Genomic DNA, 26,134 nt, shown 5'->3' on the forward strand with positions numbered 1-26,134 from the left:
GAAGCGCTGTTGCCCGGAATGCAACAGAGCGATCAAGGAATAGCACTCGCCGGCAACACCGTCGCCTCCTTAAGGTCGGCTCGAAGCTGCCGAGGACGGACCATGCTCGCCTTCCCGACCATCGCGGCCCTGCACGCCGCCTATGCCGACGGCGTCAGCCCGCGCGACATCCTGGCCGAGACCTATCGGCGGCTCGGACAGATCGACGATCCCGGAATCTTCCTCGCTCTGGTGCCGGAGGTCGAAGCCCAAGCCGCGGCCGAAGCGCTCGGGGCCTTCGACCCGGCGACGAAACCGCTCTGGGGCGTGCCCTTCGCGGCGAAGGACAATCTCGACGTCGCCGGCCTGCCCACCACCGCGGCCTGCCCGGATTTCACCTACTCCCCGGACGAGACCGCGCCCGCGGTGGCGCGGCTTTTGGCGGCGGGCGCGATCCTGATCGGCAAGACCAATCTCGATCAGTTCGCCACCGGCCTGGTCGGGATGCGCACGCCCTCTCCGGCCCCGCGCAACGCCCTGAACCCGGCCTGGGTGCCCGGCGGGTCGAGCAGCGGCTCGGCGGTCGCAGTGGCGCACGGGCTCGTCGCCTTCGCGCTCGGCACCGACACCGCCGGCTCCGGGCGGGTGCCGGCGGGGCTCAACAACGTGGTCGGCCTGAAACCCTCGCTCGGCACCGTGTCGAGCCGGGGCCTGCTGCCGGCCTGCCGGACGCTCGACACCGTCTCGGTCTTCGCCGGCACGGTGGCGGATGCCGACCGGGTCTTCCGCATCATGGCGGGCTACGACCCGGCCGACCCCTATTCCCGCGACCTGCCGCTCCCGGCCCAGCCCGCCGGCCTGCCGCCGGGCCTGCGCGTCGGCGTGCCGGAGGCGGGCAGCCGCCGGTTCGGCGGCGATCTCCTGTCGGAGGCCGCGTTCGACGCGGGACTCGCCGACCTCGCCGGATTGACTGGCCCGGCCGCGAAGGTCGATCTCGCCCCGCTCTTCGCGGCCGCGGCCCTGCTCTACGACGGCCCCTGGGTCGCCGAGCGCTATCAGGCGATCCGGTCGCTGATCGAGACGCGGCCCGAGGCGCTGCACCCGACCACCCGCGCGGTGATCGGCCGGGCCGCGGAGATCAGTGCCGCGGATGCCTTCGCCGGCCTCTACCGGCTGGCCGGGCTGCGCCGGGCCGCGGACGCCCTATGGGCCCGCATCGACGTGCTGGCGGTGCCGACCTATCCCCGGCCCGTCACCCGCGCCGAACTCGAGACCGATCCGATCGGACCCAACAGCGCGCTCGGGACCTACACCAACTTCGTCAACCTGCTCGATCTCTGCGCCCTGGCGGTCCCCGGCCGCTTCCGGGCGGATGGCGGACCGTCGGGCCTCACCCTGATCGCGCCGCGCGGCCGAGACGGGCTCGTCGCCGCCCTCGGCGCCCGCCTGCACGCGGCGGCGCGCGTCCCGATCGGCGCGAGCCGCGCAGCCGTGCCGAGCCCGGAACCCGGTCCGGCCTCAGCGGGACCGGGCGAGATCGAACTCGCGGTGATCGGCGCGCATCTCTCCGGCCTGCCCCTCAACGGCGAGTTGACCGGCCTCGGCGCGCGCTTCCTGCGAGCCGCAGAGACGCGGGCCGATTACCGGCTCTACGCGCTTCCGGGCGGACCGCCCCGGCGGCCGGGCCTGTTGCGCGTCACGGACGGCACGGGTGCGGCCATCGTCACAGAGGTCTGGGCTCTGGAGCCCGCTGCCTTCGGCCGGTTCGTGGCCGCCATCCCGGCCCCGCTCGGCATCGGCACCATGCGGCTCGCCGACGGCACCACCCCGAAGGGATTTCTGGTCGAGGCCGAAGGGATCGGCGGGGGCGAGGACATCACGGCCTTCGGCGGCTGGCGGCGCTACCTCGCGGAAGGGACCGCGACGTAACTCCCGGATGCTCGGTCCGGTCCACGCCTCATGCGAAGCCGGAAGAAGCGGAAGCTCCCCGGACGCGTCGAGATCGCGTCATCATGAATATCGCATCCAAGACGATCCATCGACTTGAATTGATGCATCGTCCTTCCCGAGAAGCCGGCGCCCCCGGTCGGCCCATTGCTCCGGCCATCGGGACCATGAACGCGCTTTGACGACCGATGTTGCGTACCGGCACTTGATTTATACCAAGCCGCATGCACCCCTCGACCGACAACAACCATCCTCGGGGGGAGATGGCGATGTCGGTCACGGTCTGCGGGATCGCCAGCTTCGGCATTCTGGCCCTGGCGTTCCTCATCTACGAAATCTGGACCGCCCCCTACGAGGATGGCAGCGACGCCGAGGCGCTGTTCGTGGAGGTCGACCGGCGGCTGGAGCGATGAGGCGCCGCCGCCGACCGGGCGCGGGTCAGTACACGTCGGCCTGATAGCGGCCCGCCTTCTTGAGAGCGGCGAGATAGGCCACCGCCTCGTCGGGGTTCTTGCCGCCGTGGCTGGCGGCGACGTCGATGATCGCCCGCTCCACGTCCTTGGCCATGCGCTTGGCATCGCCGCAAACGTAGAAATGGGCGCCGCCCTCCAGCCACTTCCACAGCTCGGCGCCGTTCTCGCGCATCCGGTCCTGCACGTAGGTCTTCTCCGAGCCGTCGCGCGACCAGGCGAGCGACAGACGGGTCAGCACACGCGCGTCCTTCAGGCCGTTCATCTCCTCCTTGTAAAAGAAGTCCGAGGCCTGCCGCTGGTGGCCGTAGAACAGCCAGTTGCGGCCCGGCGCCTGCGTGGCGGCACGCTCGCGCAGGAAGGCGCGGAACGGGGCGATGCCGGTGCCCGGCCCGCACATGATCACGTCTTTCGAGAGATCCTCCGGCAGCGCGAAGCCGTGCGCCTTCTGCAGGTAGATTTTTACTTTCGTCTGCTCGGGCAGGCGCTCGCCGAGATGGGTCGAGGCAACGCCGAGGCGAAGGCGGGAGCGGTGGTTGTAGCGCACCGCGTCCACCGTCAGCGAGACGCGACCGACATCCATCTTCGGCGAGGACGAGATCGAGTAGAGCCGCGGCTGCAGCTCGTCGAGGGCCTCGAGGAAGACTTCCGCGTCGGGCCGTGCGCCGGGGAACTTGTGGAGCGCGCCGAGCACGTCGAGATGGGCGGCGTCCCCGTCCGGGTCCTCGCCGGCGGCCAGAGCCTGTGCCTTCCTGCGCGCCTCGCCCGAGGTGAGGAGCGAGAGCAGCTGGTAGAGGTTGTCCGGCGCCGCGCCCAGCGCGTACTCGGTGAGCAGGCGGTCACGCAGCGTCTTACCGCCGATCTTGCGCTCGGGCCGGGCGCCGAGTTCGGCGATCACCGCATCGACCAGGGCCGGGGCGTTGGCCGGGAACAGCCCGAGGCTGTCGCCGACCTCGTAGGTGATCGGCGTGTCCTTCAGATCGATCTCGATATGCCACGTCTCCTTCTCGCCGCCCGGCGCGTTGAGCCGGGTGCGCGACAGGAACGTCGCCTCGACCGGGTTTTCGCGGCAATAGCCGAGCGGCCCGAGTTCCGGCTCCTTTTGGGGCGCATCGCCCCCCTCCGCTTTCGGCGCCGCCGCGCCGCCGCCCGAGGCGCCGAACTCCTCGTCCAGTCGCTTGAGCATGCGCAGGGTCTCCTTGCCGCCGGGCTGGCAAAGATTCAGGCGCTCCTCGCTCTTGAGGAAGATGGCGTTGGCGTAGTCGGCGCAATTGTAGCCGCACTGGCCGCAATCCTGCTGGGCCATGGCGGCCATCAGCTTCTGCGGCTCGGACTTGTCCTTGGCCAGCTCCATCCGGTCGGTCATCGGCATCGACGGGTCGTGCCAGGGCGCGTCGTCGTTGTCGGCCAGTTTCGGGCCGGTGGAGGGGGCCTCGCCCGGCGCCAGCGCGGTGGCACCTTCCACGGCGGGGCCGAGGAGCGCCGCGAAGTAGCCCGACAGCCAGGAGCGCTGGTCGGCGCTGAAGGGCGCGCTTTCCGGGATCAGGACAAGCGGGGGCGTGACGTGCTGGGTCATTGGCAGACCTGAAAATTCTGGCGGACCGTGATCCCCTCCCGCTTGTGGGGAGGGAGAGGGGTGGGGTGGTGCAGGAGGCACCGGGGCGCTCAATTCTGAACCGCCCCCACCTCCGGCTCCTCCCCACAAGGGGGAGGAGAGACTACGCCGCGGCCTTCAAGACCGGCTGTTCCTGGGCGGCGTCGCGCAGGGCCTCCGGCCCCTTGCGGGCGGTGAAGGACTGGAAGCTCTCGTCCTTGTTCTCGCGGAGCGCGAGGTAGGTCTTGAGCAGGGCCTCGACGCGGGCCGGCGCATCCTCTGCCTTCACGGCCTTCCAGATCTCGGTGCCGATCTTCGGGTTCTCGGCGAAACCGCCGCCGACGACGATGTCGTAGCCCTCGACCGTGTCGCCTTCCTCCGAAACCACCACCTTGGCGCCGATCAGGCCGATGTCGCCGATGTAGTGTTGGGCGCAGGAATGGTGGCAGCCGGTGAGGTGGACGTTCACCGGCACGTCGAGATCGGGCACCGCCCGCTCCACGTGGTCGGCGATGATCATCGCGTGGCCCTTGGTGTCGGAGGCCGCGAACTTACAGCCGCGGGCGCCGGTGCAGGCCACCAACCCGGAGCGGATGCCCGCGGCCTTCGTGGTGAGGCCGAGCGCTTCCACGCGGGCCTCGACCTCGGCGACCTTGGCGTCCGGCACGCCGGAAAAAATGAAGTTCTGCCAGACCGTCATGCGGAACTGGCCGTCGCCGCACTCGGCCGCGATCTTGGCCAGCCCGCGCATCTGGTCGGTGGTCATCTTGCCGACCGGGAGCACCACGCCGACCCAGTTCAGGCCGGGCTGAACCTGGGCGTGCACACCGACATGGCTGAAGCGGTCGGTCGGGCGGCGGGGCGCGACATGGGCAGGCTCGACCCGGTCGAGCTTACGCCCGAGCTTCTCCTCGACGGCGGCGATGTACTTGTCGAAGCCCCAGGCATCGAGGACGTACTTCATCCGGGCCTTGTTGCGGTTGGTCCGGTCGCCGTTCTCGATGAAGACCCGGATGATCGCGTCGGCGACCCGGTTGCAATCCTCGGGCTTGAGGACGATGCCGGTGTCGCGGGCCAGATCCCGGTGGCCCGAGATGCCGCCGAGCACGAGGCGCATCCAGACGCCCGGCGCGATTGCGGCGCCCTCCAACACTTCGACCGCCTGGAAGCCGATGTCGTTCGTCTCCTCCAGGGCCGGCGTCACGCCGCCGCCGTCGAAGGAGACGTTGAACTTGCGCGGCAGGCCGTAGAGCGAGCGGTCGTTGAGGATCCAGTTGTGCCAGGCCTTGGTGAGGGGCCGGGTATCCAGCAATTCCCGCGCGTCGATGCCGGCGGCCGGCGAGCCGGTGACGTTGCGGATGTTGTCGGCGCCCGCGCCCTGCGCGGTGAGGCCGAGATCGGTCAGCCCGTCGAGGAAGGGCTGGGCGTGCTCGGGCGCGATCTCGCGCACCTGCAGGCCGGCGCGGGTGGTGACGTGGCTGTAGCCGCCGCCATGGGCGTCCGCGAGGTCGGCGATGCCGGAGACCTGCCAGTGCTGGAGGATGCCGTTGGGCACCCGGATCCGGCACATGTAGGAGACTTGGTTCGGCGCAACCCAGAACATGCCGTGATAGCGCCAGCGGAAATTGTCCTCGGGCTTCGGAGCCTTGCCGGTGGCGGCCTCCGCCTTCAGGCGGTTGTGCCCGTCGAAGGGATTTTCCGCGCGCTTCCACTTCTCCTGGTCGCAGAGCTTGCCGCCCGCCTTCACGGTGGCGTCCTGCGCCTTGATGTGGATCGCGTCCGGGCCGGTCGGCTCGGTGACGCCACCCGCCGGGGCCTGTCCGATCGCCAGCCCGCCGGTCATCCGGGCGGCGGCGATTCCCGAGGCGAAGCCTTCGAGGTACCGCTTCTGCTCGGCGTTGAAATCGTCTGCCATCGCTGCCTCACTCACGCTGCGAGGGTTTTCGGGGCCGGGCCGAACATCAGGTCGTCCCGGTCGTTCGGATCGAGCGGCGTGCGGTCGCGGATGAGCGCCTTGCAGCGCGCCTGCTCGGAGATGTCGCCGACGAAGACCGCGCCCGCGAGGCACCCGTCGGCGATGATCAGCTTGCGGTAGAGGCCGGCGGCGGCATCGTGCATCACGACCGCCTCGGCGCCCTCCGGCGTGTCGACCACGCCCGCGGAGAACACCGGCAGGCCCGACACCTTCAGGCTCGTGGCAAGCGACGTGCCGTGATAGGCCGCCGCCTCGCCGACGAGGTGTCGCGCCAGCACCTCGGCCTGCTCGTAGGCGGGCTCGACGAGGCCGTAGACGGTGCCGCGATGCTCGGCGCATTCGCCGAGCGCGAACACGGCCGGGTCGGAGGTGGTCATCCGGTCGTCCACCGTGATGCCGCGCCCGCAGGCGAGCCCGCAGGATTGCGCCAAAACCGTCGAGGCGCGGATGCCGACCGACATCACCACGAGGTCGGCCGGGATCGTGCTGCCGTCCTTGAAACGCAGGCGCTCGACCTTTCCGTCCCCCTCGATGGCGGCGGTGTCGGCGGACAGCATCACCTTGACGCCGCGCGCCTCCATCGCGGCGCGCACGAGGCGGGCGGCCGTATGGTCGAGCTGGCGCTCCATGACCCGGTCCATGACGTGGACGAGCGTCGTGTCGACGCCGAGCCGGGCGAGGCCGACCGCGGCTTCCAGACCCAACAGGCCGCCGCCGATCACCACCGCCTTGGCGTGTTCGACCGCGGCCTTCCGGATCGCCGCCACGTCGGCGAAATCGCGAAACGTCAGCACGCCGGGCAGGTCGATGCCCGGCAGCGGCAGGCGGATCGGCAGCGAGCCCACCGCCAGGACCAGCCGGTCGTAGGGCAGGACATGCGCCTCGCCGACGATGGCCAGGCGGTTGACCCGATCGATCGCGGTGACCGGTGCGCCGGTGACGAGGCGGATGCCGTGTTCCGCGTACCAGGGGAGGGGACGGAAGCCGCAGGCGGCCTCGTCCACCTCGCCGCCCAGCAGCGAGGAGAGCAGCACCCGGTTATAGGCCGCCACCGGCTCGGCGCCGACCACCGTCACGTCGAACCGTCCCGGCGCCCGCTCGGTCAACCGCTCGAGGAAGCGGAGCGAGGCCATGCCGTTGCCGACGACGACGAGCCTCTCCTTTGCACTCACCTTGGCACGCATGGACCGGAGATCCTCGTCCTTACGCAGCCAGCGCCGGCTTGGCGTGGCGGGCGTAGAGGAACTCCAGCACCGCGGCGCGGGCGTGGACGTAGGTGGCGTCCTCCACCAGATCGAGGCGGCGGCGGGGCCGGGCCAGCGGCACGGGCAGGATCTCGCCGATGGTGGCGGAGGGCCCGTTCGTCATCATCACGATGCGGTCGGAGAGCAGCACCGCCTCGTCCACGTCGTGGGTGATCATGATGACGGTGTTTCTGAGCCGCGTCTGAATCTCCATGAGCTGGTCCTGAAGATGGGCGCGGGTCAGCGCGTCCAGCGCCCCGAACGGCTCGTCCATCAGCAGAACCGTCGGCTCCATGGCGAGCGCCCGGGCGATGCCGACGCGCTGCTTCATGCCGCCGGAGATCTCCGCCGGGCGCTTGTCGGCGGCGTGCATCATGTTCACCAGCGCGAGGTTGTGCTCGATCCATTCGGCCCGCTCGGCGCGGGTCTTCTTGCCCTTCGAGACCTTGTCGACGGCGAGCGCTACGTTCTCGCGCACGGTGAGCCAGGGCAGGAGCGAGTGGTTCTGGAACACCACCGCGCGGTCGGGGCCCGGCGCGTTCACTTCCTTGCCGTCGAGCAGCACGCCGCCGGTCGAGGCCTTGAGCAGACCGGCGACGATGTTGAGCACCGTGGACTTGCCGCAGCCCGAATGCCCGATGATCGAGACGAACTCGCCCTTGGCGATGTCGAGGTTCACGTCGCGGAGCACCTCGGAGGTCTTGCCGCCGCGGCGGAACGAGATGCCGACCTGGGAGAGGGAGAGATGAGCCATTGTGTCGCTCCTCAGGCTGCGCTGGTGCCGCGGGTGACGAGCACGCCGAGCCCCGCGACCAGCCGGTCGAGGACGAAGCCGATGAGCCCGACATAGACGAGGGCGACGATGATCTCGCTGATATGCGACGAGTTCCACGCGTCCCAGATGAAGAAGCCGATGCCGACGCCGCCGATCAGCATCTCGGCCGCGACGATGGCGAGCCAGGACAGGCCGACGCCGATGCGAAGACCGGTGAAGATGTACGGCGCCGCCGACGGCAGCATGATCTTGTAGAAGAACTCGATCGGGTTCAGCCGAATGACCGCGGCGACGTTGCGGTAATCCTGCGGGATGTTGCGGATGCCGACCGCAGTGTTGATGATAATCGGCCAGATCGAGGTGATGAAGATCACGAAGATCGCCGAGGGCTGGCCGTCGCGGAAGGCGGCGAGCGAGAGGGGGAGCCACGCCAGCGGCGGGATCGTGCGCAGCACCTGGAAGATCGGGTCGAGGCCGCGCATCGCCCATTCGGACTGACCCACCAGGGTGCCGAGCATCACGCCCGCGATCACGGCGAGCGAGAAGCCGAGCGCCACGCGCTGGAGGCTCGCCGTGATGTGCCAGAACAGGCCCTTGTCGGTGCCGCCGTTGTCGAAGAACGGATCGACGATGATGTCCCAGGCATCCGTCACCACCCGCGAGGGCGGCGGCAGGCCGGCGGTCGGGGAGGAGCACAGCACCTCCCATAGCAGCAGGAAGCCCGCCAGCACGACGACCGGCGGGACGATGCGGGCGGCGATCTGGCGGAATCCCGCGAGGGTCACGAAGGGCACGCGGGCCTTGGAGGCGGCGCGGGCGCGCGCGGCGGTCGAAAGGGTTGCTCCGGTGGCCATCACGCGACCTTCTTGATGCCGAGGCTGTTGAGGTAGGCGGCGGGGTCCGCCGGATCGAAGACCTTGCCGTCGAAGAAGGTCTCGGTCCCGCGCGAGGTCGAGGCGGGCGCGGAGACGCCGAGCGCCTTGGCCGCCTCGCGCCACAGATCCTCGCGGTTGACCTTGGCGATCAGCGCCTTGGTGTCGGTCTGCGCGTCGAACTTGCCCCAGCGGATGTCCTCGGTCAGGAACCAGAGGTCGTGCGACTGGTACGGGTACGAGGCGTTGTCGGCCCAGTACTTCATCATGACCGGGCTGTTCTCGACGACGCGGCCGGTACCGTAATCAAACTTGCCCTTCATCCGGTCGATCACGTCGGCGACCGGAACGTTGATCCACTGGCGCTTAGCGACGATGGCGGCGAGCTCGTCCCGGTTCTCCGGCTTCTCGCACCATTGCTGCGCCTCCATCACCGCCATCAGCAGCGCTTTGGCGGCATTGGGATACTTGTCGACGAAGGCCGCCCGCAGGGCGAACGACTTCTCGGGATGATCCTTCCACATCTCGCCGGTGGTGAGCGCCGTGTAGCCGATGCCCTGATTGATGAGCTGCGCGTTCCACGGCTCGCAGACGCAGAAGCAGTCCATCGTGCCGACCTTCATGTTCGCCACCATCTGGGCCGGCGGCACCACGATGGTCTCGATGTCCTTGTCCGGATCGATGCCGCCGGCAGCGAGCCAGTAGCGGATCCAGAGGTCGTGGGTGCCGCCGGGGAAGGTCATGGCGGCCTTGATCGCCTTGCCCGACGCCTTCTTGGCCTCCAAAGCCGTCTTGAACGGCTTGGTATCGAGGCCGATCTTCTTGTCGAGATACTCCTTGGCGACCGAGATGCACTGCCCGTTCAGGTTCAGCCGGGCCATGATGTACATCGGCACGGGCACGTTGTTCTGCGTCACCCGGCCGGCGGAGATCAGGTAGGGCATCGGCGTGAGGATGTGGGCGCCGTCGATGCCGTTGCCCTCGGAGCCGAGCACGAGGTTGTCGCGGGTCGTGCCCCAGGAGGCCTGCTTGAGCACTTCGGTGTCCGGCATGCCGTACTTGGCGAAGAGGCCCTTTTCCTTGGCGACGAACAGCGGGCCGGCATCGGTGAGCGCGATGAAGCCGAGCTTGGCCCCCTTCACCTCCGGCCCGGCGCCTTGCGCGAAGGCGCCCCCCGGCAGCGCGGCGCGGGCCGCGCCGGCGAGCGCCAGCGTGGCGGCGGCGCCCTTGAGGAGGCCGCGGCGGGTCGTGTTGCCGTGATCGATGCTCATCCGCTTCATTGTCCCCAGCGCGCCCTGAGCGCATGAAAAAAGCCGCCGTCCGGGATCGCCTGCGCGATCGAATCGTCGCGTGCGAAAGTCCGGATCAGCGGCTCTGCTGACGGTCGGGCGCGTCGTCGTTGACGGGCCTGTGCGAGGGGACTTGCAGGGTCCGTGCCAGATGGGTTGGGAGCGTCGAGCGTGCCGTCAGGACTGCCGGCTCACCCTCCTCCCCACCTGCGCGGAGAGGGGGACACGGGCGGCTGTCGCCCGTCATCGAATACCGCGGCGGCGATACTGCCTAGTTTGACGGCAATCGGTTTGCGCTGCACAAAAAGCAGGCGATCGGTGCCGGGATGCCTACGACCTCGCCAGCCTGCTCGGGAAAGCGCGGTCCGCCGCAGCGGCACAACCCGCCCTCAGCCGCCCGTCGCCTCATCGAACAAGTCGGGCCGGTAGAGCGCCGCCGCCCGCTCGGCCAAATCGTCCCCTTGCGCTTGCCCGCACGCCGCCATCTGCGCCGCGAACCACCGGGCATGGGCCGGGTCGGGCCGATAGACCGCCGCGTCGAGCCGCAGATAGGCCGGCGCGCGGCGCGACACGCCCGCGGCGTCGAGGATCAGGTCGCCGCCGAGCGTGCGGGCCAGGAGCGCGCGGTCGGGGCCGAGGCCGGCCTGTTCGGCCAGAAGTGCCGCAAGCGCCGGGCGGTTCGCCGGGTCGGCGCACCACAGGCCGGCGCGGTGGACGGCGCGGATCAGGGCGGGCGCGAAATCCGCGCCTTCGGCGGGCAGGGTCAGCACCTTCTCCGGGCAGTCGGGGGCGATGTCGCAGCCGAGCGCCGCGATGCGCCCGAGCCCGGACGCGACCGCGATGCTGTTCCACGGGGCGCCGACGCAGAACCCGTCGATCAGGCCGCGGCGCAGCGCGTCCACCGTGTCGGGCGGCGGCACAACGACGAGGCGCACATGTCCATCGAGATCGAGCCCGCCTGCTCGCGCGAACAGGCGCAGTTGATAGGAATGCGAGGAGAACGGATGGACCGTGCCGAGGGTCAGCGGCTGCCCCTCGGCGGCGCGGGCCCGCGCCAGAACGCCGAAGGCGGCGGCCACCTCGGGAAGCGCATCGCTCTCCGGCGCCATCGCGGCCCAGAGCGCGTTCGAGACGGTCAGCGCGTTGCCGTTGAGGTTGAGCGCCATCGGCACGCAGAGATCGGCCTGCGGTCCGGACAATCCGAGCGCGCTCGCAAGCGCCAGCGGCCCGAGCATGTGGGCGGCGTCGAGATGGCCCAATGCCAGCCGGTCGCGCAACGTCGCCCAGGACGGCTCGCGGGACAGCATGAGGTCGAGCCCCTCGTCGCGGGCGAAGCCGAGAACGGCGGCGGCGATCACCGGGGCGGCGTCCGCGAGCGGGACGTATCCGATCGTCAGCCTCATCCGAGCAGGTCCGCGGCGGTGACGATGGCGCGGGCGATGTCGACGATCTTGCGCTTCTCGTTCATGGCCTGACGCCGCAGCAGCTTGTAGGCTTCGTCCTCGCTCAGGGACTTGCGCGCCATGAGGATGCCCTTGGCCCGCTCGATCAGCTTGCGGTCGGCCAGTTCCGAACGCGCTTCCTCCAGCTCGCGCTGCAACCGGGCGAAGGCGTTGAAGCGCAGGATGGCGATGTCGAGGATCGAGCGGATGCGGTCGTTGCGCAGCCCGTCGACCACGTAGGCCGAGATGCCGGCATCGACGGCAGCCTGCATCATGGTCTGGTCGGAGCGGTCGACGAACATCGCCACCGGCCGCTCGGCCTGCCGCGACAGGCCGGACATCTGCTCCAGCACGTCCCGGCTCGGGCTCTCCAGATGGACCACGATCACGTCGGGCTTGAGCGCGGCGACGCGGGCCTGCAGGCCCGGCCCGTCGGGAATGACCGCGACATGCTCCACCCCGGAGGCGCGCAGGCCCTCCTCCAGGATCGCCGCGCGGGCGGGGCTCGGGTCGATCACGGCGACGGTAAGGCTGGTCTCGGTCATCGAGGCCCGGGTTCCGAGGGGTCCGGTGGTCGGGGGAGGCAAGCGATATGCCCGCTCTGCGCGAAATCTGCGCGATTCCGTAACGATTCCGAAAAGCGTCGGCCCCGCTTCTGCCGCAAACCGGGCCGTACACTCAAGCCGAACGCGACGTCTTGGGAGGGCTCATGCGCACCGTCGATCCGCTCCGTCAACCGGATGGAGCCGCGACGCATCGGTCGGTGGTGCCGCCCTTCCTGCCGACGCTCGGCCTCGCCCTCGTCGCCGGCCTGCTCTCCTTCGTCTGCCACGAGCCGGCCGAGGCACCGAAAGCCGCGCCGGAGCGTCCGCCGGTCCTGTCGCTGGCGCCGGGCCTCTCGCCCTTCGATCCCGGCCGCGCGCTGCTGACCGCCGAACTCGATCCGGTGCCCGCGAGCGAGGCCTTCGCCCGCCTGACGCCGCTGGTGACCGGCAGCATCGACTCTGCCCCCCATGCCTCCCGCCCGGCGCGATTCGCCAACACCAGCCGCTCCGATCGCCGCAAGGCGCCGCCGAGCCGGATCGCGGTCGGTCACCCGGCCGCCGGCCAGGCGCCGGCCGCGACCCAGGCCGCCGCCAAATCCGTCCCGGTGCCGCCGCCCTTCGCCGAGGTCGAGGCCGAGAACAGCCGCTTCCTGCCCCGCGACGCGCTGCCCTTCGCCGACACGGCGGACGCCGTGCTCGATGCCGCCCGCGGCCTCGGCACCCGCGTGACGACCCTCGGCAGCTCGGTCAGCACGATGGTGACGGCGCTCCGCTAGGCGGAGCCGACCTCTGCGCCGGCCGCAGCCCCGCCCGGCGGACGGGCCGGTTTTTCGCATTTGCTGGGTTCGGCGCCTTGCGAAGCGCGGCGTTCGCGCCACTTCGCCGGATCAGCGCGTCAGCGCCCCCGAAGCGAGACCCGCGGCCCGCATCCCCCCGTGCCGTCCGGCTCGAAGGACCGGACGGAGGCCCCAAGGATGGCGGGACGGATCGAGGATTACGCCCTGATCGGCGACGGGCGCACGGCGGCGCTCGTCGGGCGCGACGGCAGCATCGACTGGCTGTGCATGCCGCGCTTCGACGCCGCCGCCCTGTTCGCGAGTCTGCTCGGCACGCAGGAGCACGGCTTCTGGAAGCTCGCGCCGACAGCCGAGGGCGCCGAGCATTCCTGGCGCTACCGCGGCGGCTCGCTCGTCCTGGAGACGACGCACAGGACCCGCGAGGGCGAGGTGCGGGTGACCGACTTCATGCCGGTCGGCGACGGCAGCCACGTCATCCGCCTCGTCGAGGGCGTGCGCGGGCGCATGGCCATGCGCATGGATCTGGCCGTGCGGTTCGATTACGGCTCGGCGGTGCCGTGGGTGTCGCGCAGCGAACTCGGCGACCTGCGCGCCATCTCCGGCCCCCATAAGGTGGTGCTGCGCACCAACGCGCCCTTACGCGGCTCGACCCACCAGACCACGGTCTCGGAATTCACCGTCTACAAGGGCGACGCGATCCGCTTCGTGCTGAGTTACGGCGCCTCGCACGAGGACGATCCGCCGCCGATCGAGCCGTATCGCTGGCTCGACGACACCAACCGGTTCTGGCGCGACTGGTCGAACCGCTGCACCCTGAAGACGCCATGGGACGACATCCTCCGCCGCTCGCTGCTGACGCTGAAGGCGCTGATCTACCGCCCGACCGGCGGGATCGTGGCCGCCCCCACCACCTCGCTGCCCGAGGATCTCGGCGGGGTGCGCAACTGGGATTACCGCTTCTGCTGGCTGCGCGATTCGACCTTCACGCTGCTGGCGCTGATGGATTCGGGCTATATCGACGAGGCGCGCGCGTGGCGCGACTGGCTGACCCGCGCGGTCGCCGGCAACCCGGAGCAGGCGCACATCCTCTACGGAATCGGCGGCGAGCGGCTCCTGCCGGAGATCGAACTCGACTGGCTGCCCGGCTACGAGGGCTCGAAGCCCGTGCGCGTCGGCAACGCGGCGATCGCCCAGTTCCAGCTCGACGTCTACGGCGAATTGTTCGATGCCTTGTTCCAGGCCCGCGCCCGCGGCATGTCCGACGACAAGGAGGGGCGCCGCGTCGGCCAGGCGCTCATCAAGCATCTGGAACGGGTCTGGCGCGAGCCCGACGAGGGCATCTGGGAGGTGCGCGGCGGGCGGCGCCACTTCGTTCACTCGAAGGTGATGGCCTGGGTCGCCTTCGACCGGGCGGTGCGCAGCGTCGAGACCTTCCGCAAGGACGACCCGACCGCCGCCGAACTGCCGGTCCATCACTGGCGCACGATCCGCGACGAGATCCACGCCGAGGTGTGCGAGCACGGCTTCGATCCTGAGCTGAACAGCTTCGTCCAGAGCTACGGCAGCAAGGCGCTCGACGCGAGCGTGCTGCTGATCGCCCATATGGGCTTTCTGCCGCAGGACGATCCGCGCGTGATCGGGACCGTCGCGGCCGTCGAGAGGCACCTGATGCGCGACGGTTTCGTCCTGCGCTACGAGACGGAAGGGCAGGACGCCGACGGCCTGCCGGGCAACGAGGGCGCCTTCCTGCCCTGCAGTTTCTGGTACGCCGACAACCTGATCGGCCTCGGCCGCTGCGAGGAGGCCCGCGCCCTGATCGAGCGCCTGATCGGCATCTGCAACGACCTCGGCTTGGTCTCCGAGGAGTACGACGTGCGCGCCAAACGGCAGGTGGGCAACTTCCCCCAGGCGTTCACGCATGTTGCGCTCGTCAACACGATCCTCAATTACAGCCGTGCGACCGGACCTGCGAAGGAACGGGGCGGCGGCGCGGACCATTCCGAGTCGGAGACAGGCGAATCCATCGCGGCGCAATAGGTGGCCCCAAAAGGGCGCTGATGGCTCCCTGGCCGATGGAAGCGAGAGAGACGGAAGACTGATGAGCGGTGCAGATACGAGCCCGAAGGCGGCCCTGAGCGAGGGCGACAAGCTCGCGATCGACACGATCCGGACGCTGGCCATCGACGCGGTGCAGAAGGCGAATTCGGGGCATCCCGGCGCGCCGATGGCGCTGGCGCCCGTGGCCTACACCCTGTGGAACCGGTATCTGCGCTACGATCCGGCCCACCCGCATTGGCCGAACCGCGACCGGTTCGTGCTCTCGGCCGGCCACGCCTCGATGCTGCTCTACGCGCTGCTGCATCTCGCCCGCGTCGCCGAGAAGGACGGCGCGAACGCCCCGGCCATCTCCCTGGATGATATCAAAAAATTCCGGCAGCTCGACAGCCGCACGCCGGGGCATCCCGAGTACCACTTCACCACCGGCGTCGAGACCACCACCGGCCCCCTCGGCCAGGGGGTGGCGAACTCGGTCGGCATGGCGATCGGCGGGCGCTTCAAGGGCGAGCGCATGAACCGGCCCGACCTGCCGCTGTTCGACTACAACGTCTACGCCATCTGCTCCGACGGCGACCTGATGGAGGGCGTCAGCCAGGAGGCCGCCTCGATCGCCGGGCACCTGCGCCTGTCGAACCTGTGCTGGATCTACGACAACAACACCATCACGATCGAGGGCCACACCGAGTTGGCCTTCTCGGAGGAGGTCGCGACCCGCTTCCTCGCTTACGGCTGGCAGGTGCTGCGCGTCGCCGACGCCAACGACACCCACGCCATCGCCGCGGCGCTCGAGACCTTCCTCCAGTCGAGCGACCGCCCGACCCTGATCGTCGTCAACTCGATCATCGGCTACGGCGCGCCCAAGAAGCAGAACACCTCGAAGGCCCACTCCGACGCGCTCGGCGAGGACGAGGTGAAGGGCGCCAAGCGCGCCTATGGCTGGCCGGAGGACGCGCAGTTCCTCGTGCCGGACGGCGTCTACGACACCTTCGCCGACGGCATCGGCAAGCGCGGCGCCGCGCTCTACGACCAATGGGAAGGCTTCTTCAAGGCCGCCAAGGCGGCCGACCCGGAGCATGCCGAGGAGCTGTCCGCCTTCCTCGAAGGCCGCCTGCCCAAGGGCTGGGATAAGGACATCCCCGTGTTCGAGCCCGACGCCAAGGGCCTCGCCACCCGTGAATCCTCGGGCAAGGTCTTGAACGCCATCGCCCAGCACGTGCCGTTCGTGCTCGGCGGCTCGGCCGACCTCGCGCCGTCGAACAAGTCGAACCTCACCTTCGAGGGGGCGGGCTCGCTCACCCCGTTCGAGCCGGGCGGGCGCAACATCCATTTCGGCGTGCGCGAGCATGCCATGGGCTCGATCGTGAACGGCCTGGGCCTCGTGGGCCTCAGGGCCTACGGCGCGACCTTCCTGGTCTTCGCCGACTACATGCGCCCGCCGATCCGGCTCGCCGCACTGATGGAGCTGCCGGTCTTCCACATCTTCACCCACGACTCGATCGGCGTGGGCGAGGACGGGCCGACCCACCAGCCGGTGGAGCAATTGCTGTCGCTGCGCTGCATCCCCGGCCTCGTGACGATCCGCCCGGGCGACGCCAACGAGGTGGCGGAGGCCTACCGGGTCATCTTCTCGTTGAAGGACCAGCCGGCGGTGCTGGCGCTCTCGCGTCAGCCGCTGCCGACCCTCGACCGGACGAAGTATGCGCCGGCCTCCGGCACCGCCAAGGGCGCCTACGTGCTGGCCGATTGCGACGGCACCCCCGACGTGATCCTGATCGGCACCGGCTCGGAGGTGCAGCTCTGCGTCTCGGCCTACGAGACGCTGAAGGGCGAGGGCGTGAAGGCGCGCGTGGTCTCGATGCCGTCCTGGGACCTGTTCGAGCGTCAGGATCAGGCCTACCGCGACAGCGTGCTGCCGCCCGACGTGCTCGGCCGCGTCGCGGTGGAGCAGGGCAGCGTGATCGGCTGGGATCGCTACGCCGGCTCCACGGGCGCCATCGTCGGCATGCACACCTTCGGCGCCTCGGCCCCGATCAAGGACCTGCTCGGCAAGTTCGGCTTCACCGCCGAGAAGGTGCTGGACGCCGCCCGCGCGCAGGCGAAGCGGGCCAAGAAGTAAGGCACAAGGCCCCCCGATCGCCGAAAAAGGCGTTCTCCTCCCCCTTGTGGGGAGGAGGTAGGAGGTGAAGGTGGCTCAGGATGGGGCGGGGCGGTGCCGTCTGCCCGACCCCCACCCCGAACCCCTCCCCACAAGAGGGAGGGGACCCGCGCTCGACGCGGTAACCGTCAGCCCGCCTTTGTCTTGCGGGCCGCGGGCTTCGCCGCTGCCTTGGCCGCACCCGCCTTCGCAGGCGTCTTCCGCGCCGCGGGCTTCTTCGCCTTCGGTGCGGCGTCCGCCGAATCCGCGGCCTTCGCCGTCGTCTTCCGCGCCGCCGTCTTGCGCACCGGCTTCTTGCCGCCGCCGGCCGCGCGCTTGGCCTCGATCAGCTCGATCGCCTGCGCCAGCGTCAGGTTCTCGGCCGATACCGACTTCGGCAGCGTGGCGTTGACCGAGCCGTCGCTGACATAGGGGCCGTACTTGCCGGCCTTGACCACGAGGTCGAGCCCACCCGGATCCTTGCCGACGACCCGGCCCGGATCGGCCGCACCCCGGCCGCCGCGCCCGCCGCCCTGCTCCTTGGCGACGATGAGGTCGATGGCCCGATTCGCCCCGACCTCCAGCACGTCGTCGTCCTTGCCCAGATTGGCGTAGGTCTTCCCGTGCTGCACGTAGGGGCCGTAGCGGCCGATATTGGCCAGGATCGGCTCGCCGGTCTCGGGGTGCTTGGCCACCTCGCGCGGCAGCGACAGCAGCTTGAGCGCCACTTCGAGGGTGACGGAGGACGGCGTCATGCCCTTGGCGAGGGAGGAGCGCTTGGGCTTCTCCGCCCCCTTCTCGGCCGAGGCCTCGCCGAGCTGCACGAACGGGCCGAACCGGCCGTCGCGGAGGCTGACCGGCAGGCCCGTCGCCGGATCCTCGCCCAGCACCCGCACGCCCGGCTGGCCGCCCTCACCGGACGTGCCGTCGCCCTCGCCCTCGACCGCGGAGGCCGAGAGCTGGCGGGTGTATTTGCATTCGGGGTAGTTCGAGCAGCCGATGAAGGCGCCGAACTTGCCGAGCTTGAGCGAGAGCTGGCCCGCGCCGCAGGTCGGGCAACTGCGCGGGTCCGAGCCGTCGCCCTTGTCGGGGAAGATGTGCGGCCCGAGCAGGCCGTTGAGCGCCTCCAGCACCTCGGCGACGCGCAACTCCTTGGTGCCGCCGATGGCCGCGGAAAAGTCGCGCCAGAAGTCGCGCAGCACCGCCCGCCAGTCGATCTCGGCATTCGAGACCCGGTCGAGCTGTTCCTCCAGGCTCGCGGTGAAATCGTACTCGACGTAGCGCTTGAAGAAGCTTTCGAGGAAGCCGGTGACGAGGCGACCCTTGTCCTCCGGCTGGAGGCGCTTCTTCTCGATCTTGACGTATTCGCGATCGCGCAGGGTCTGCAGCACCGCCGCGTAGGTCGAGGGCCGGCCGATGCCGAGTTCCTCCATCCGCTTCACGAGGCTGGCCTCGGAATAGCGCGGCGGCGGCTCGGTGAAATGCTGGGTCGAGGCGATGCGCTCGCGCTTGAGCGGATCGTTCGCCTTCATCGCGGGCAGGCGCTTGCCGTCCTCGTCCTCCTCGTCGTCCTTGCCCTCCTGATAGAGCGCGAGGAAGCCGTCGAAGGTCACGACCTGACCGGTGGCGCGAAGCTCCAGATGGCGCGGCCCGACCTTGGCGGCGATGTCGACGGTGGTGCGCTCGAACTCGGCCGATTCCATCTGGCTCGCCACGGTGCGGGTCCAGATCAGCTCGTAGAGCTTGGCCTGCTCCGGTTCGAGGAAGCGGGCGACCGATTTCGGCAGCCGGCCCATATCGGTCGGGCGCACGGCCTCGTGGGCCTCCTGCGCGTTCTTGGCCTTCACCGAGTACTTGCGCGGCGCGCCCGGCACGTACTTGTCGCCGAATTCCTTGCCGATCACCCGGCGGGCATCGGCGATCGCCTCCGGCGCCATGTCGACGCCGTCGGTCCGCATGTAGGTGATGATGCCCACCGTCTCGCCGCCGACATCGACGCCCTCGTAGAGCTTCTGGGCGACCCGCATGGTCTGGGCCGGCGCCATCCCGAGCTTGCGGGAGGCCTCCTGCTGGAGCGTCGAAGTCGTGAAGGGCGGCTGCGGATGGCGCTTGGCGGGCTTGGCCTCGACCGACGCGACCTGGAAGGTCGCGAGTTCGAGATCGCGCTTGAAGGCCGCCGCCTCCTCGCCGTTGCCGATGTCGAGGCGCTGGATGCGCTTGCCGTCGGCGCCCACGAGCCGAGCTTCGAACACGCCGCCCTTCTCGGTCGAGAGCGTGGCCACCAGCGACCAGTACTCGCGCGGCTTGAACCGCTCGATCTCCATCTCGCGCTCGACCACGAGGCGAAGCGCCACCGACTGCACGCGGCCCGCCGACTTCGCGCCGGGGAGCTTGCGCCACAGCACGGGGGAGAGGTTGAAGCCGACGAGGTAATCGAGGGCGCGCCGGGCGAGATAGGCATCGACCAGCGCCTGATCGATCTCGCGGGGCTTGCGCATCGCCGCATCGACCGACGCCTTGGTGATGGCGTTGAAGGTCACCCGCTCGACCGGGATCCCCTTGAGCACCTTCTTGGCGTTGAGCGCCTCGATGACGTGCCAGGAGATCGCCTCGCCCTCGCGATCCGGGTCGGTGGCGAGGATCAGCTTCTCCGCGCCCTTCACGGCGCGGGCGATCTCGGAGACGCGCTTCGAACCGCGATCCTCAAGCTCCCAGATCATCGCGAAATCGGCCTCCGGATCGACCGAGCCGTCCTTGGCCGGCAGATCGCGGATGTGACCGAAGGAGGCCAGAACCTCGTAGTCGCTCCCCAGGTACTTGTTGATCGTCTTGGCCTTGGCCGGCGACTCGACGACGACGACTTTCATGAACCTCTGCCTCTCGCCAGAGCCTCACCGCGGGGACGGTTTTGGGGATCAAACGCCGACCGGACATCCGTCGACGGCCGGGGCTCGCGCCGCGCAGAAGTGGGTGACCGGGGCCGGGTTGTCAAATCGGCACTCGGGCCGGACGCGGGCTCAGATCCCCGCGTACCATTCGTAGCCGCGGTCCTCCCAGTAACCGCCGCCGTCCTCGCCGACACCCTTGAGCGTGTCCCGCACCTCGATCCGCATGAGGTACTTGGCCTGCTTGTAGCCGAGCTGGCGCTCGACCCTGAGACGCAGCGGCGCACCGTTCGAGACCGGCAGCGCCTTGCCGTTCAGGTCGTAGGCCAGGATGGTCTGCGGGTGGTAGGCGTCGGTGAGGTCGATGCTCTCGTAGTAGCGGATCGGAATCCCCTTGGGCTCCTCCGGGTCCGGCGCCTCGGCCCCGGCGGCCTTCGAGTCGCTGGCTTGGTTCTCCTCGCCCTCCGTGCGGGCGGTCATGTCCGGGTTGGTGGTCTCGGTGTCGCCGCTCATCGCGAATTCCATCGTGTCGGCGCAGTGGAACACGACGTAGCGCGCCTGCGGCTTCAGACCGGCGCGCTTCAGGACCTCGGCCAGCGGCACGCCGGTCCACTTGCCGATGGCACTCCAGCCCTCGACGCAGTCGTGGCGCGTGGTCTGGGTGCGGGCCGGCATGGCCCGCAGGTCGGCGAGCGAGAAGGCCTGCGGGGTCTCGACGAGACCGTCCACTCGCAGCTTCCAATCCTCGAAGTTCTTCGAAGCCAGCGTCTTGTAGTCCCGGTCCTGCGGGTCGATCGTCCCGTTCGGCTTGAACCAGGGCGAGATGTCCGAATCCGGAAATTCCTTGGCGAGCGATGCCGGCGTCAGCAGCAGGCGCTGGACGTAGAGGTTGGCGTCCTCGCCGAGCTTGAGCGTCTGGCGGCCCCGCGGCGTCACGGCGAAGCGGTCGCAGCCGCCGAGCGCCGAGACGCCGAAGAGGCCCGCGGCGGCGGTGAGGAAGCCGCGCCGATGGGGGAGGGGACGAGCGAGGCGGCGCATCATCGGATCTCTTCCGGGCCGGCGGGCAACTTGCGGCGCTCGATGACGTACCAGCCGGTCAGCATGCTGCGCATGTTGTTCCACAGGCCGGAGGCGAGCACGAGCAGGACGTGGACGATCACGAACAGCACCAAGAGGTTCGTGACGATGAAGTGGACGGTCCGGGCCGATTGGCGCCCGCCGAACAGGTTGGGCAGCGGCACCACGGCGTTGAATCCGGGCGACATCGACAGGCCCGTGAGCAGCATCAGCGGCAGCAGCCCAAGCACCACGACGAGATAGGTGAGCTTCTGCAGCACGTTGTAGCGCTTGGCCTCGTCGCCTTGCGCGAAGTGCAGCGTCAGGTGCTCGCGGATCGAGGCGCCAAGCCCCCGCATCTGGTCGCCGTCGGGGATGATGCGGCGGCGCAACTGGCCGCTGCCGATGCCGTAGAGGAGGTAGATCAGCCCGTTGATCACGAAGGCCCAGGCGAACAGGAAGTGCCAGCGCCGGCCCGTGGCGAGGTCCTGATGCGCCGGCAGCGTCGCCCAGGACGGAAAGGCGCGGCCCGTCGCCTCGCCGTTGTGGTTCGACAGCCCCAGCCAGCCGGTGGTGTCGAAGGACTTGCCGGCGACGTAAGTGACGCCGCGCGCCGAGCCGTCGTCGCGCTGGTCGTCGGTGATGGCCACGAACGGCTTGTCGAAGGTCGAAGCCGCGCCCCAGTACAGCGCCGGATGGGCGTTGAAGATCTGCAGCCCGCTCATCAGCAGGACCGCGAGGCAGACCACGTTGATCCAGTGCGCGAGCCGGATCACCAGGGGATGGCGGAACATCCAGCGGCGGCGCACGGTCTCGACGACCTCGCCCTTTCCCAGGGCGCTCTTGCCATGAGCGCCCTTGCCGTGAGCGCCCTTGCCTAGGGCGTCCTTGCCCAACGCGGTTCCTGCGGCCACGGCGGCGTTCCTCGTCCCGGTCACACGACAACGCCCGCCCGGTCGAACCGGACGGGCGCTTTCAAACTAACTCGGCGCGGGGCGCCGGGCGAGAAGACTACATGCCGCCCTGGCCGCTCATGCCACCCTGGGCGCCCATGCCGCCCTGCGAATCCATCCCGGAGTTCATCCGCTTGGACCGCATCATCTTCTTGCTCTTCATGGGCTTCTTCATCTTCTTGGAGCTGCGCTTCATCGGGCGCTGCGCCTGGCCCATGTCGTCGCCCATCTGGCCCTGCTGCATCTGGCCGCCCATCTGGCCACCCATGCTCGGGTCGGCTCCGGGCTGCATGCCCTGCGCGAAGGCTCCCGACGACAGGCCGAGCCCGAGCGAGAGGGCGCCGGCCGTGAGGAGAAGTCGAGCGTTCATGGCATTCCTTTCGGTTCGGCGAACGGGGCGGTTCGGGGCGTGACCGCACCCGAGCCGCCGTGCTCGCGGACAGGCTGGCAACGGGCGGACCGCCGAAACGTTCAAAATTTCCTCGTTCACGGCCTCGCGAGCATCAGAAAATTCTCTTCATCGCGACCGGGATGAAGGACATCTCCCGAGCGTGCGCGCAGGAACCGGGACCATGCCCGAAGGGCGCCTTGCCGGGGCCTTCGCCCCCCCCTATAGCCACGGCGGACGCCGGAACCGCAGCATGACCGCCGAGATCGCACCCGCCTTCCCGCACCGTCACCTGCTCGGCATCGAGGGCCTGAGCCGGCCGGACATCGAGGCCCTGCTCGCCCGCGCCGACGATGCGGTGGCCCTGTCGCGCCAGGTCGAGAAGAAGCGCAACGTCCTGCGCGGCCGCACCCAGATCAACCTGTTCTTCGAGCCCTCGACGCGGACGCAATCCTCGTTCGAACTCGCCGGCAAGAGGCTCGGCGCCGACGTGATGAACATGTCGGTCGCTTCCTCCTCGGTGAAGAAGGGCGAGACCCTGATCGACACCGCCGCGACGCTCAACGCCATGCGGCCCGACATCATCGTGGTGCGCCACCATTCCGCGGGCGCCGTGCATCTCCTCGCCCGCAAGGTCGATTGCGCCGTCGTCAACGCGGGCGACGGCGCCCATGAGCATCCGACCCAGGCGCTCCTCGACGCGCTCACGATCCGCCGCAACAAGGGCGGCATCGAGGGCCTCACCGTGGCGATCTGCGGCGACGTCCTGCATTCGCGGGTCGCGCGCTCCAACATCCTCCTGCTCAACGCGCTCGGCGCGCGGGTGCGGGTGATCGGCCCCTCGACGCTGCTGCCGACCGGCGTCGCCCGCTTGGGTGTCGAGGTGTTCACGAACATGCGCGAGGGGTTGAAGGGCTGCGACATCGTCATGATGCTGCGCCTTCAGCGCGAGCGCATGAACGGCTCCTTCGTCCCCTCGGTGAAGGAGTACTTCCGCTATTACGGCCTCGACAGTGAGAAGCTGGCGCTCGCCAAGCCCGACGCCCTGGTGATGCATCCGGGTCCGATGAACCGCGGCGTCGAGATCTCCTCCGAAATCGCCGACGGAGCGCAATCGCTCATCCGCGAGCAGGTCGAGATGGGCGTGGCGGTGCGCATGGCCGTGCTCGAAGCCCTGGCGACCCATCTCCCGAACGGCTGATTCTTTTCTTCTCAGCCTCGACGCGTCGGGCTGAGGGCGTTCGACGGCCCCCGGCGGCCCGATTCACGTGATGACGTTCCCGTGCGTCACCGTCTGCTCGACCGTGATTCCCGGCGGCCGGTAGCGGTCGGCGTTGGCCACGCCCACCGCCACGACCTCGCAGGCCAGGATCAGCATCAGCACGTGACGACGGTTCAACCGGCGACGCGCCAGCTTGCGGCGGGGCGCGGCGTGCGGCGTCTCCGGCATCGGCAGGCGGGTCAAGGCGCGGCTCCGGGTTGGTTAACGAAGCCTTAACACTCTCGGGCGCGCAGCGCTCCCCATCTCGGCATTCGACCACGCGGGATGGTTAACGGCGGTGGACAAGGCGCCCGCCCGCGGCCTAAGCCGGCGGCCTGCCGCGAGCGCCGGAGGCTTTTGGTGATGTGGGACAGCGTCTTCCCGGGTCTGGCGCCCGGCCTCCAATCGAGCGAGGCCGACCTCGCCCGGGCCGAGTCCGAACTCGGTTTCAGTCTGCCGGGCAGCTACCGCAGCTTCGCCCGCGAATGCGGCGCCGGGCGGATCGGCGGGCATGTTCGCCTGTTCACCCCCGTGCCGGTGGAGGCCGGCGACCTCGTCGCCCGCGCCCACCTGATCGCGCACGGCATCGCGCTCGCCATCGACGGCCTGAAGGGCGAGGGCGACGAGCCCCATCGCTTCACCGTGGAGGGCGATGCCGACGCCGACCTGATGGACCGGGCCTGCTTCTTCGGCGAGACCGCGCGAGGCGACTTCCTGTTCTTCGACGTGACGCCGGGTTTCCCCGAATACGACATCTGGGTGCTCAGCGCCGATCTCGAGACCGTGCATTTCGGCGGCGCCGATCTGCCCGCGTTCGTGCGAGGCCTTCAGGGGCTGGAGGTGCTGCACATCCTCGGCGAGGGCGCCGGCCCGCTGCCCGCGACCTTCGAGGGGGACGACGCGGACGCCCTCGAACGGCTTGGGACGACGGACGCGTGAACCGGGACGAGATCGCCGCCTTCGCCGAGGCCTCCGCCGGGCAGCCGCGCCTGATCGGGCTCGATCTCGGCACCAAGACCATCGGGGTCGCGCTGTCCGATGTCGGCCGCCGGATCGGCTCGCCGCTGGAGACGATCCGGCGGGTCAAGTTCACGCCGGATGCGCAGCGCCTCGCCGCGCTCTGCGCCCAGCATGGGGTGGGGGGCTTGGTGATCGGCCTGCCGCTCAACATGGACGGCACGGAAGGCCCCCGCGCCCAGTCGAGCCGGAGCTTCGCCCGCAACCTGAAGCCGATCCTGCCCCTGCCGATTCTGTTCTTCGACGAGCGGCTCTCGACCGCCGCCGTCACTCGCACGCTCTTGGAGGCCGACGCCTCGCGGGCGCGAAGGGGCGAACTCGTGGACAAGCTCGCCGCCGCCTACATCCTGCAAGCCTGCCTTGACGTGATGGGCGGGATGGTGCCGAGCGTCGGGTTCGACGATGCTCTAGATCCTTGAACCGCATCGTCTTTTTCCGAAAGCCGGAAACCACCTTTCGGGACGATGCTCTAGCCTGCGGGTTTCTCCGCCACCAGCAGCAGCGAGGCACCCTCGTCGCGTGTCTTGGGCACCGGCTTGATCTTCCACATCACCCAGCCGGCGAGGAAGCCGACCAGCGCCGAGGCGTGCCAGGCCCAGGAATGCCGGTAGTGCCGGTCGCGGCACTTCACCGGCGAGCACCGCTCCATCCAGTAGACCAGCCCGTCGACATCGGCCCAGGGCGCCGTCTCGACCCGCGCGTTCACGAGCCCGACCCGGCCCGCGATCGCCAGAAGCGCGTCCTTGGTCCACCATGTCAGGTGATGGGGCACGGCGTTGATCAGGTAGTTCGGGATGCGGGTATGGGCCGCCGGCACGTGCGGCACGCCGATGATCACCTGACCGCCGGGCCTGACGGCGCGGACCATGTCGGTCAGCATGCCGACCGGGTCCTCGACATGCTCCAGCACCTGGAAGGCGCTCGCCACGTCGTAGGCGCCCTCATGGCCCTTCAGATGGTCCGTCAGGGTCTCGATCCGGGCCCAGTCCGAGCCCGGCTCGCCCGAGAAGTGCGGATCGAGCCCGGTATAGCGGGCGTGGCGCACCTCGTGGCGGAAGGCGCCGAAGCCGCAGCCGACATCGAGGACCCGCGCCCCCTCGGCCACGTGCCGGGCGGCGAGGCGGAACTCGGCCCGCGGATGGCCCTCGCGGGGATAGTGGCGGATGTTCAGACGGGCATAGAGGCTGGTGTAGAAGCCGGCATCGCCCTGGACCATCGGATCGAAGAAGTAGAGCCCGGTCGGCGACTCCCACAGCCCGAACCGGCGTGTGCCCTTGAAGCTCGGGCGCACATCGACCTTGAAGGTGTAGCGCCAGAGGTCGGTCAGCAGGCGGGCGCTGACCCACTGCACGAGCCGGGTCGCGGGCTCACCGGTGACCGGGCAGGGCGGGTGTGGTGTCGGAGGGGTCGGAGAAACCATGGCGCCCGTTTCTGCGGCGGAAGCGGGCGCGGC

Annotated in this window: 22 protein-coding genes; 8 read left to right on the plus strand and 14 right to left on the minus strand. The window is 69.7% G+C overall.

The window, feature by feature from the left end:
- Positions 1 to 102: 102 nt before the first annotated feature.
- Together atzF and BM140_RS25845 are read left to right on the plus strand one after the other, a co-directional pair.
- Entirely contained in the window at positions 103 to 1,908 is a 1,806-nt protein-coding gene (gene atzF / locus BM140_RS10720) for an allophanate hydrolase (RefSeq protein ID WP_091945388.1), read from the plus strand.
- A 287-nt stretch (positions 1,909 to 2,195) separates the two neighbouring features.
- Complete coding sequence (locus BM140_RS25845; protein WP_165616437.1) at positions 2,196 to 2,339, plus strand: hypothetical protein; 144 nt, start codon at positions 2,196 to 2,198, stop codon at positions 2,337 to 2,339.
- 25 nt (positions 2,340 to 2,364) lie between these two features.
- Here BM140_RS25845 and BM140_RS10725 read toward each other — a convergent pair whose 3' ends face one another.
- From BM140_RS10725 to BM140_RS10760, 8 genes are all read right to left on the minus strand, one after another.
- Positions 2,365 to 3,972 carry a sulfite reductase subunit alpha gene (locus BM140_RS10725; RefSeq protein ID WP_091945391.1) on the minus strand — a complete coding sequence of 536 codons (1,608 nt, stop codon included), beginning with the start codon at positions 3,970 to 3,972 and terminating at the stop codon, positions 2,365 to 2,367.
- 142 nt (positions 3,973 to 4,114) lie between these two features.
- Positions 4,115 to 5,905 carry a NirA family protein gene (locus tag BM140_RS10730; protein ID WP_091945394.1) on the minus strand — a complete coding sequence of 597 codons (1,791 nt, stop codon included), beginning with the start codon at positions 5,903 to 5,905 and terminating at the stop codon, positions 4,115 to 4,117.
- 11 nt (positions 5,906 to 5,916) lie between these two features.
- The gene (locus BM140_RS10735; RefSeq protein ID WP_091945398.1) at positions 5,917 to 7,149 is read right to left on the minus strand and encodes an NAD(P)/FAD-dependent oxidoreductase; all 1,233 of its coding nucleotides are present in this window, start codon (positions 7,147 to 7,149) and stop codon (positions 5,917 to 5,919) included.
- A gap of 19 nt (positions 7,150 to 7,168) precedes the next feature.
- Positions 7,169 to 7,963: an ABC transporter ATP-binding protein gene (locus BM140_RS10740; RefSeq protein WP_091945400.1), complete on the minus strand. Its 795-nt coding sequence runs from the start codon at positions 7,961 to 7,963 to the stop codon at positions 7,169 to 7,171.
- Positions 7,964 to 7,974: 11 nt separating this feature from the next.
- The gene (ntrB, locus tag BM140_RS10745) at positions 7,975 to 8,838 is read right to left on the minus strand and encodes a nitrate ABC transporter permease (protein WP_091945402.1); all 864 of its coding nucleotides are present in this window, start codon (positions 8,836 to 8,838) and stop codon (positions 7,975 to 7,977) included.
- Positions 8,838 to 10,127 (minus strand): CmpA/NrtA family ABC transporter substrate-binding protein, encoded by a 1,290-nt coding sequence (locus BM140_RS10750; protein WP_091945406.1) that lies wholly within the window; start codon positions 10,125 to 10,127, stop codon positions 8,838 to 8,840. The genes ntrB and BM140_RS10750 overlap by 1 nt, the downstream gene beginning before the upstream one ends.
- Before the next feature lie 407 nt (positions 10,128 to 10,534).
- Positions 10,535 to 11,548 (minus strand): CmpA/NrtA family ABC transporter substrate-binding protein, encoded by a 1,014-nt coding sequence (locus BM140_RS10755; RefSeq protein WP_091945409.1) that lies wholly within the window; start codon positions 11,546 to 11,548, stop codon positions 10,535 to 10,537.
- Positions 11,545 to 12,132 carry an ANTAR domain-containing response regulator gene (locus tag BM140_RS10760; protein WP_091945411.1) on the minus strand — a complete coding sequence of 196 codons (588 nt, stop codon included), beginning with the start codon at positions 12,130 to 12,132 and terminating at the stop codon, positions 11,545 to 11,547. Before BM140_RS10760 ends, BM140_RS10755 begins: the two co-directional genes overlap by 4 nt.
- A 164-nt stretch (positions 12,133 to 12,296) precedes the next feature.
- Here BM140_RS10760 and BM140_RS10765 point away from each other — a divergent pair, with 164 nt between their 5' ends.
- The 3 genes from BM140_RS10765 (at position 12,297) to tkt (ending at position 17,103) form a co-directional block, all read left to right on the plus strand.
- Positions 12,297 to 12,908, plus strand: coding sequence for a hypothetical protein (locus tag BM140_RS10765; RefSeq protein ID WP_091945414.1), 612 nt, complete (start codon positions 12,297 to 12,299; stop codon positions 12,906 to 12,908).
- Positions 12,909 to 13,106: 198 nt separating this feature from the next.
- Positions 13,107 to 14,966, plus strand: coding sequence for a glycoside hydrolase family 15 protein (locus tag BM140_RS10770; protein ID WP_091945417.1), 1,860 nt, complete (start codon positions 13,107 to 13,109; stop codon positions 14,964 to 14,966).
- 61 nt (positions 14,967 to 15,027) lie between these two features.
- Positions 15,028 to 17,103, plus strand: coding sequence for a transketolase (tkt, locus tag BM140_RS10775; protein ID WP_091945420.1), 2,076 nt, complete (start codon positions 15,028 to 15,030; stop codon positions 17,101 to 17,103).
- Between the two features lie 167 nt (positions 17,104 to 17,270).
- Here tkt and topA read toward each other — a convergent pair whose 3' ends face one another.
- From topA to BM140_RS10795, 4 genes are all read right to left on the minus strand, one after another.
- Positions 17,271 to 19,988 carry a type I DNA topoisomerase gene (gene topA / locus BM140_RS10780; protein WP_091945423.1) on the minus strand — a complete coding sequence of 906 codons (2,718 nt, stop codon included), beginning with the start codon at positions 19,986 to 19,988 and terminating at the stop codon, positions 17,271 to 17,273.
- A gap of 150 nt (positions 19,989 to 20,138) precedes the next feature.
- A complete protein-coding gene (locus BM140_RS10785; protein ID WP_091945426.1) occupies positions 20,139 to 21,047 on the minus strand; it encodes a molybdopterin-binding protein in 909 nt (302 codons plus the stop codon).
- Positions 21,044 to 21,856: a cytochrome b/b6 domain-containing protein gene (locus BM140_RS10790; protein WP_091945726.1), complete on the minus strand. Its 813-nt coding sequence runs from the start codon at positions 21,854 to 21,856 to the stop codon at positions 21,044 to 21,046. Before BM140_RS10790 ends, BM140_RS10785 begins: the two co-directional genes overlap by 4 nt.
- Positions 21,857 to 22,073: 217 nt before the next feature.
- Positions 22,074 to 22,385 (minus strand): hypothetical protein, encoded by a 312-nt coding sequence (locus tag BM140_RS10795; RefSeq protein ID WP_091945428.1) that lies wholly within the window; start codon positions 22,383 to 22,385, stop codon positions 22,074 to 22,076.
- Between the two features lie 271 nt (positions 22,386 to 22,656).
- Here BM140_RS10795 and BM140_RS10800 point away from each other — a divergent pair, with 271 nt between their 5' ends.
- Positions 22,657 to 23,604 carry an aspartate carbamoyltransferase catalytic subunit gene (locus tag BM140_RS10800; RefSeq protein ID WP_091945432.1) on the plus strand — a complete coding sequence of 316 codons (948 nt, stop codon included), beginning with the start codon at positions 22,657 to 22,659 and terminating at the stop codon, positions 23,602 to 23,604.
- 63 nt (positions 23,605 to 23,667) lie between these two features.
- On the opposite strand, the gene BM140_RS10805 is transcribed toward BM140_RS10800, so the two are convergent.
- Positions 23,668 to 23,868, minus strand: a complete 201-nt coding sequence (locus tag BM140_RS10805) for a hypothetical protein (RefSeq protein ID WP_244535385.1) — start codon at positions 23,866 to 23,868, stop codon at positions 23,668 to 23,670.
- Between the two features lie 159 nt (positions 23,869 to 24,027).
- Here BM140_RS10805 and BM140_RS10810 point away from each other — a divergent pair, with 159 nt between their 5' ends.
- Positions 24,028 to 24,603, plus strand: a complete 576-nt coding sequence (locus BM140_RS10810; RefSeq protein ID WP_091945435.1) for an SMI1/KNR4 family protein — start codon at positions 24,028 to 24,030, stop codon at positions 24,601 to 24,603.
- The gene (gene ruvX / locus BM140_RS10815) at positions 24,600 to 25,100 is read left to right on the plus strand and encodes a Holliday junction resolvase RuvX (protein WP_091945438.1); all 501 of its coding nucleotides are present in this window, start codon (positions 24,600 to 24,602) and stop codon (positions 25,098 to 25,100) included. Before BM140_RS10810 ends, ruvX begins: the two co-directional genes overlap by 4 nt.
- Before the next feature lie 50 nt (positions 25,101 to 25,150).
- Here the strand turns inward: ruvX and BM140_RS10820 are convergent, their stop codons facing one another.
- Entirely contained in the window at positions 25,151 to 26,101 is a 951-nt protein-coding gene (locus BM140_RS10820; protein WP_091945441.1) for a class I SAM-dependent methyltransferase, read from the minus strand.
- Between the last annotated feature and the right edge of the window lie 33 nt (positions 26,102 to 26,134).

The sequence above is a fragment of the Methylorubrum salsuginis genome (assembly GCF_900114375.1).
In the GTDB taxonomy this organism is placed as follows: domain Bacteria; phylum Pseudomonadota; class Alphaproteobacteria; order Rhizobiales; family Beijerinckiaceae; genus Methylobacterium; species Methylobacterium salsuginis.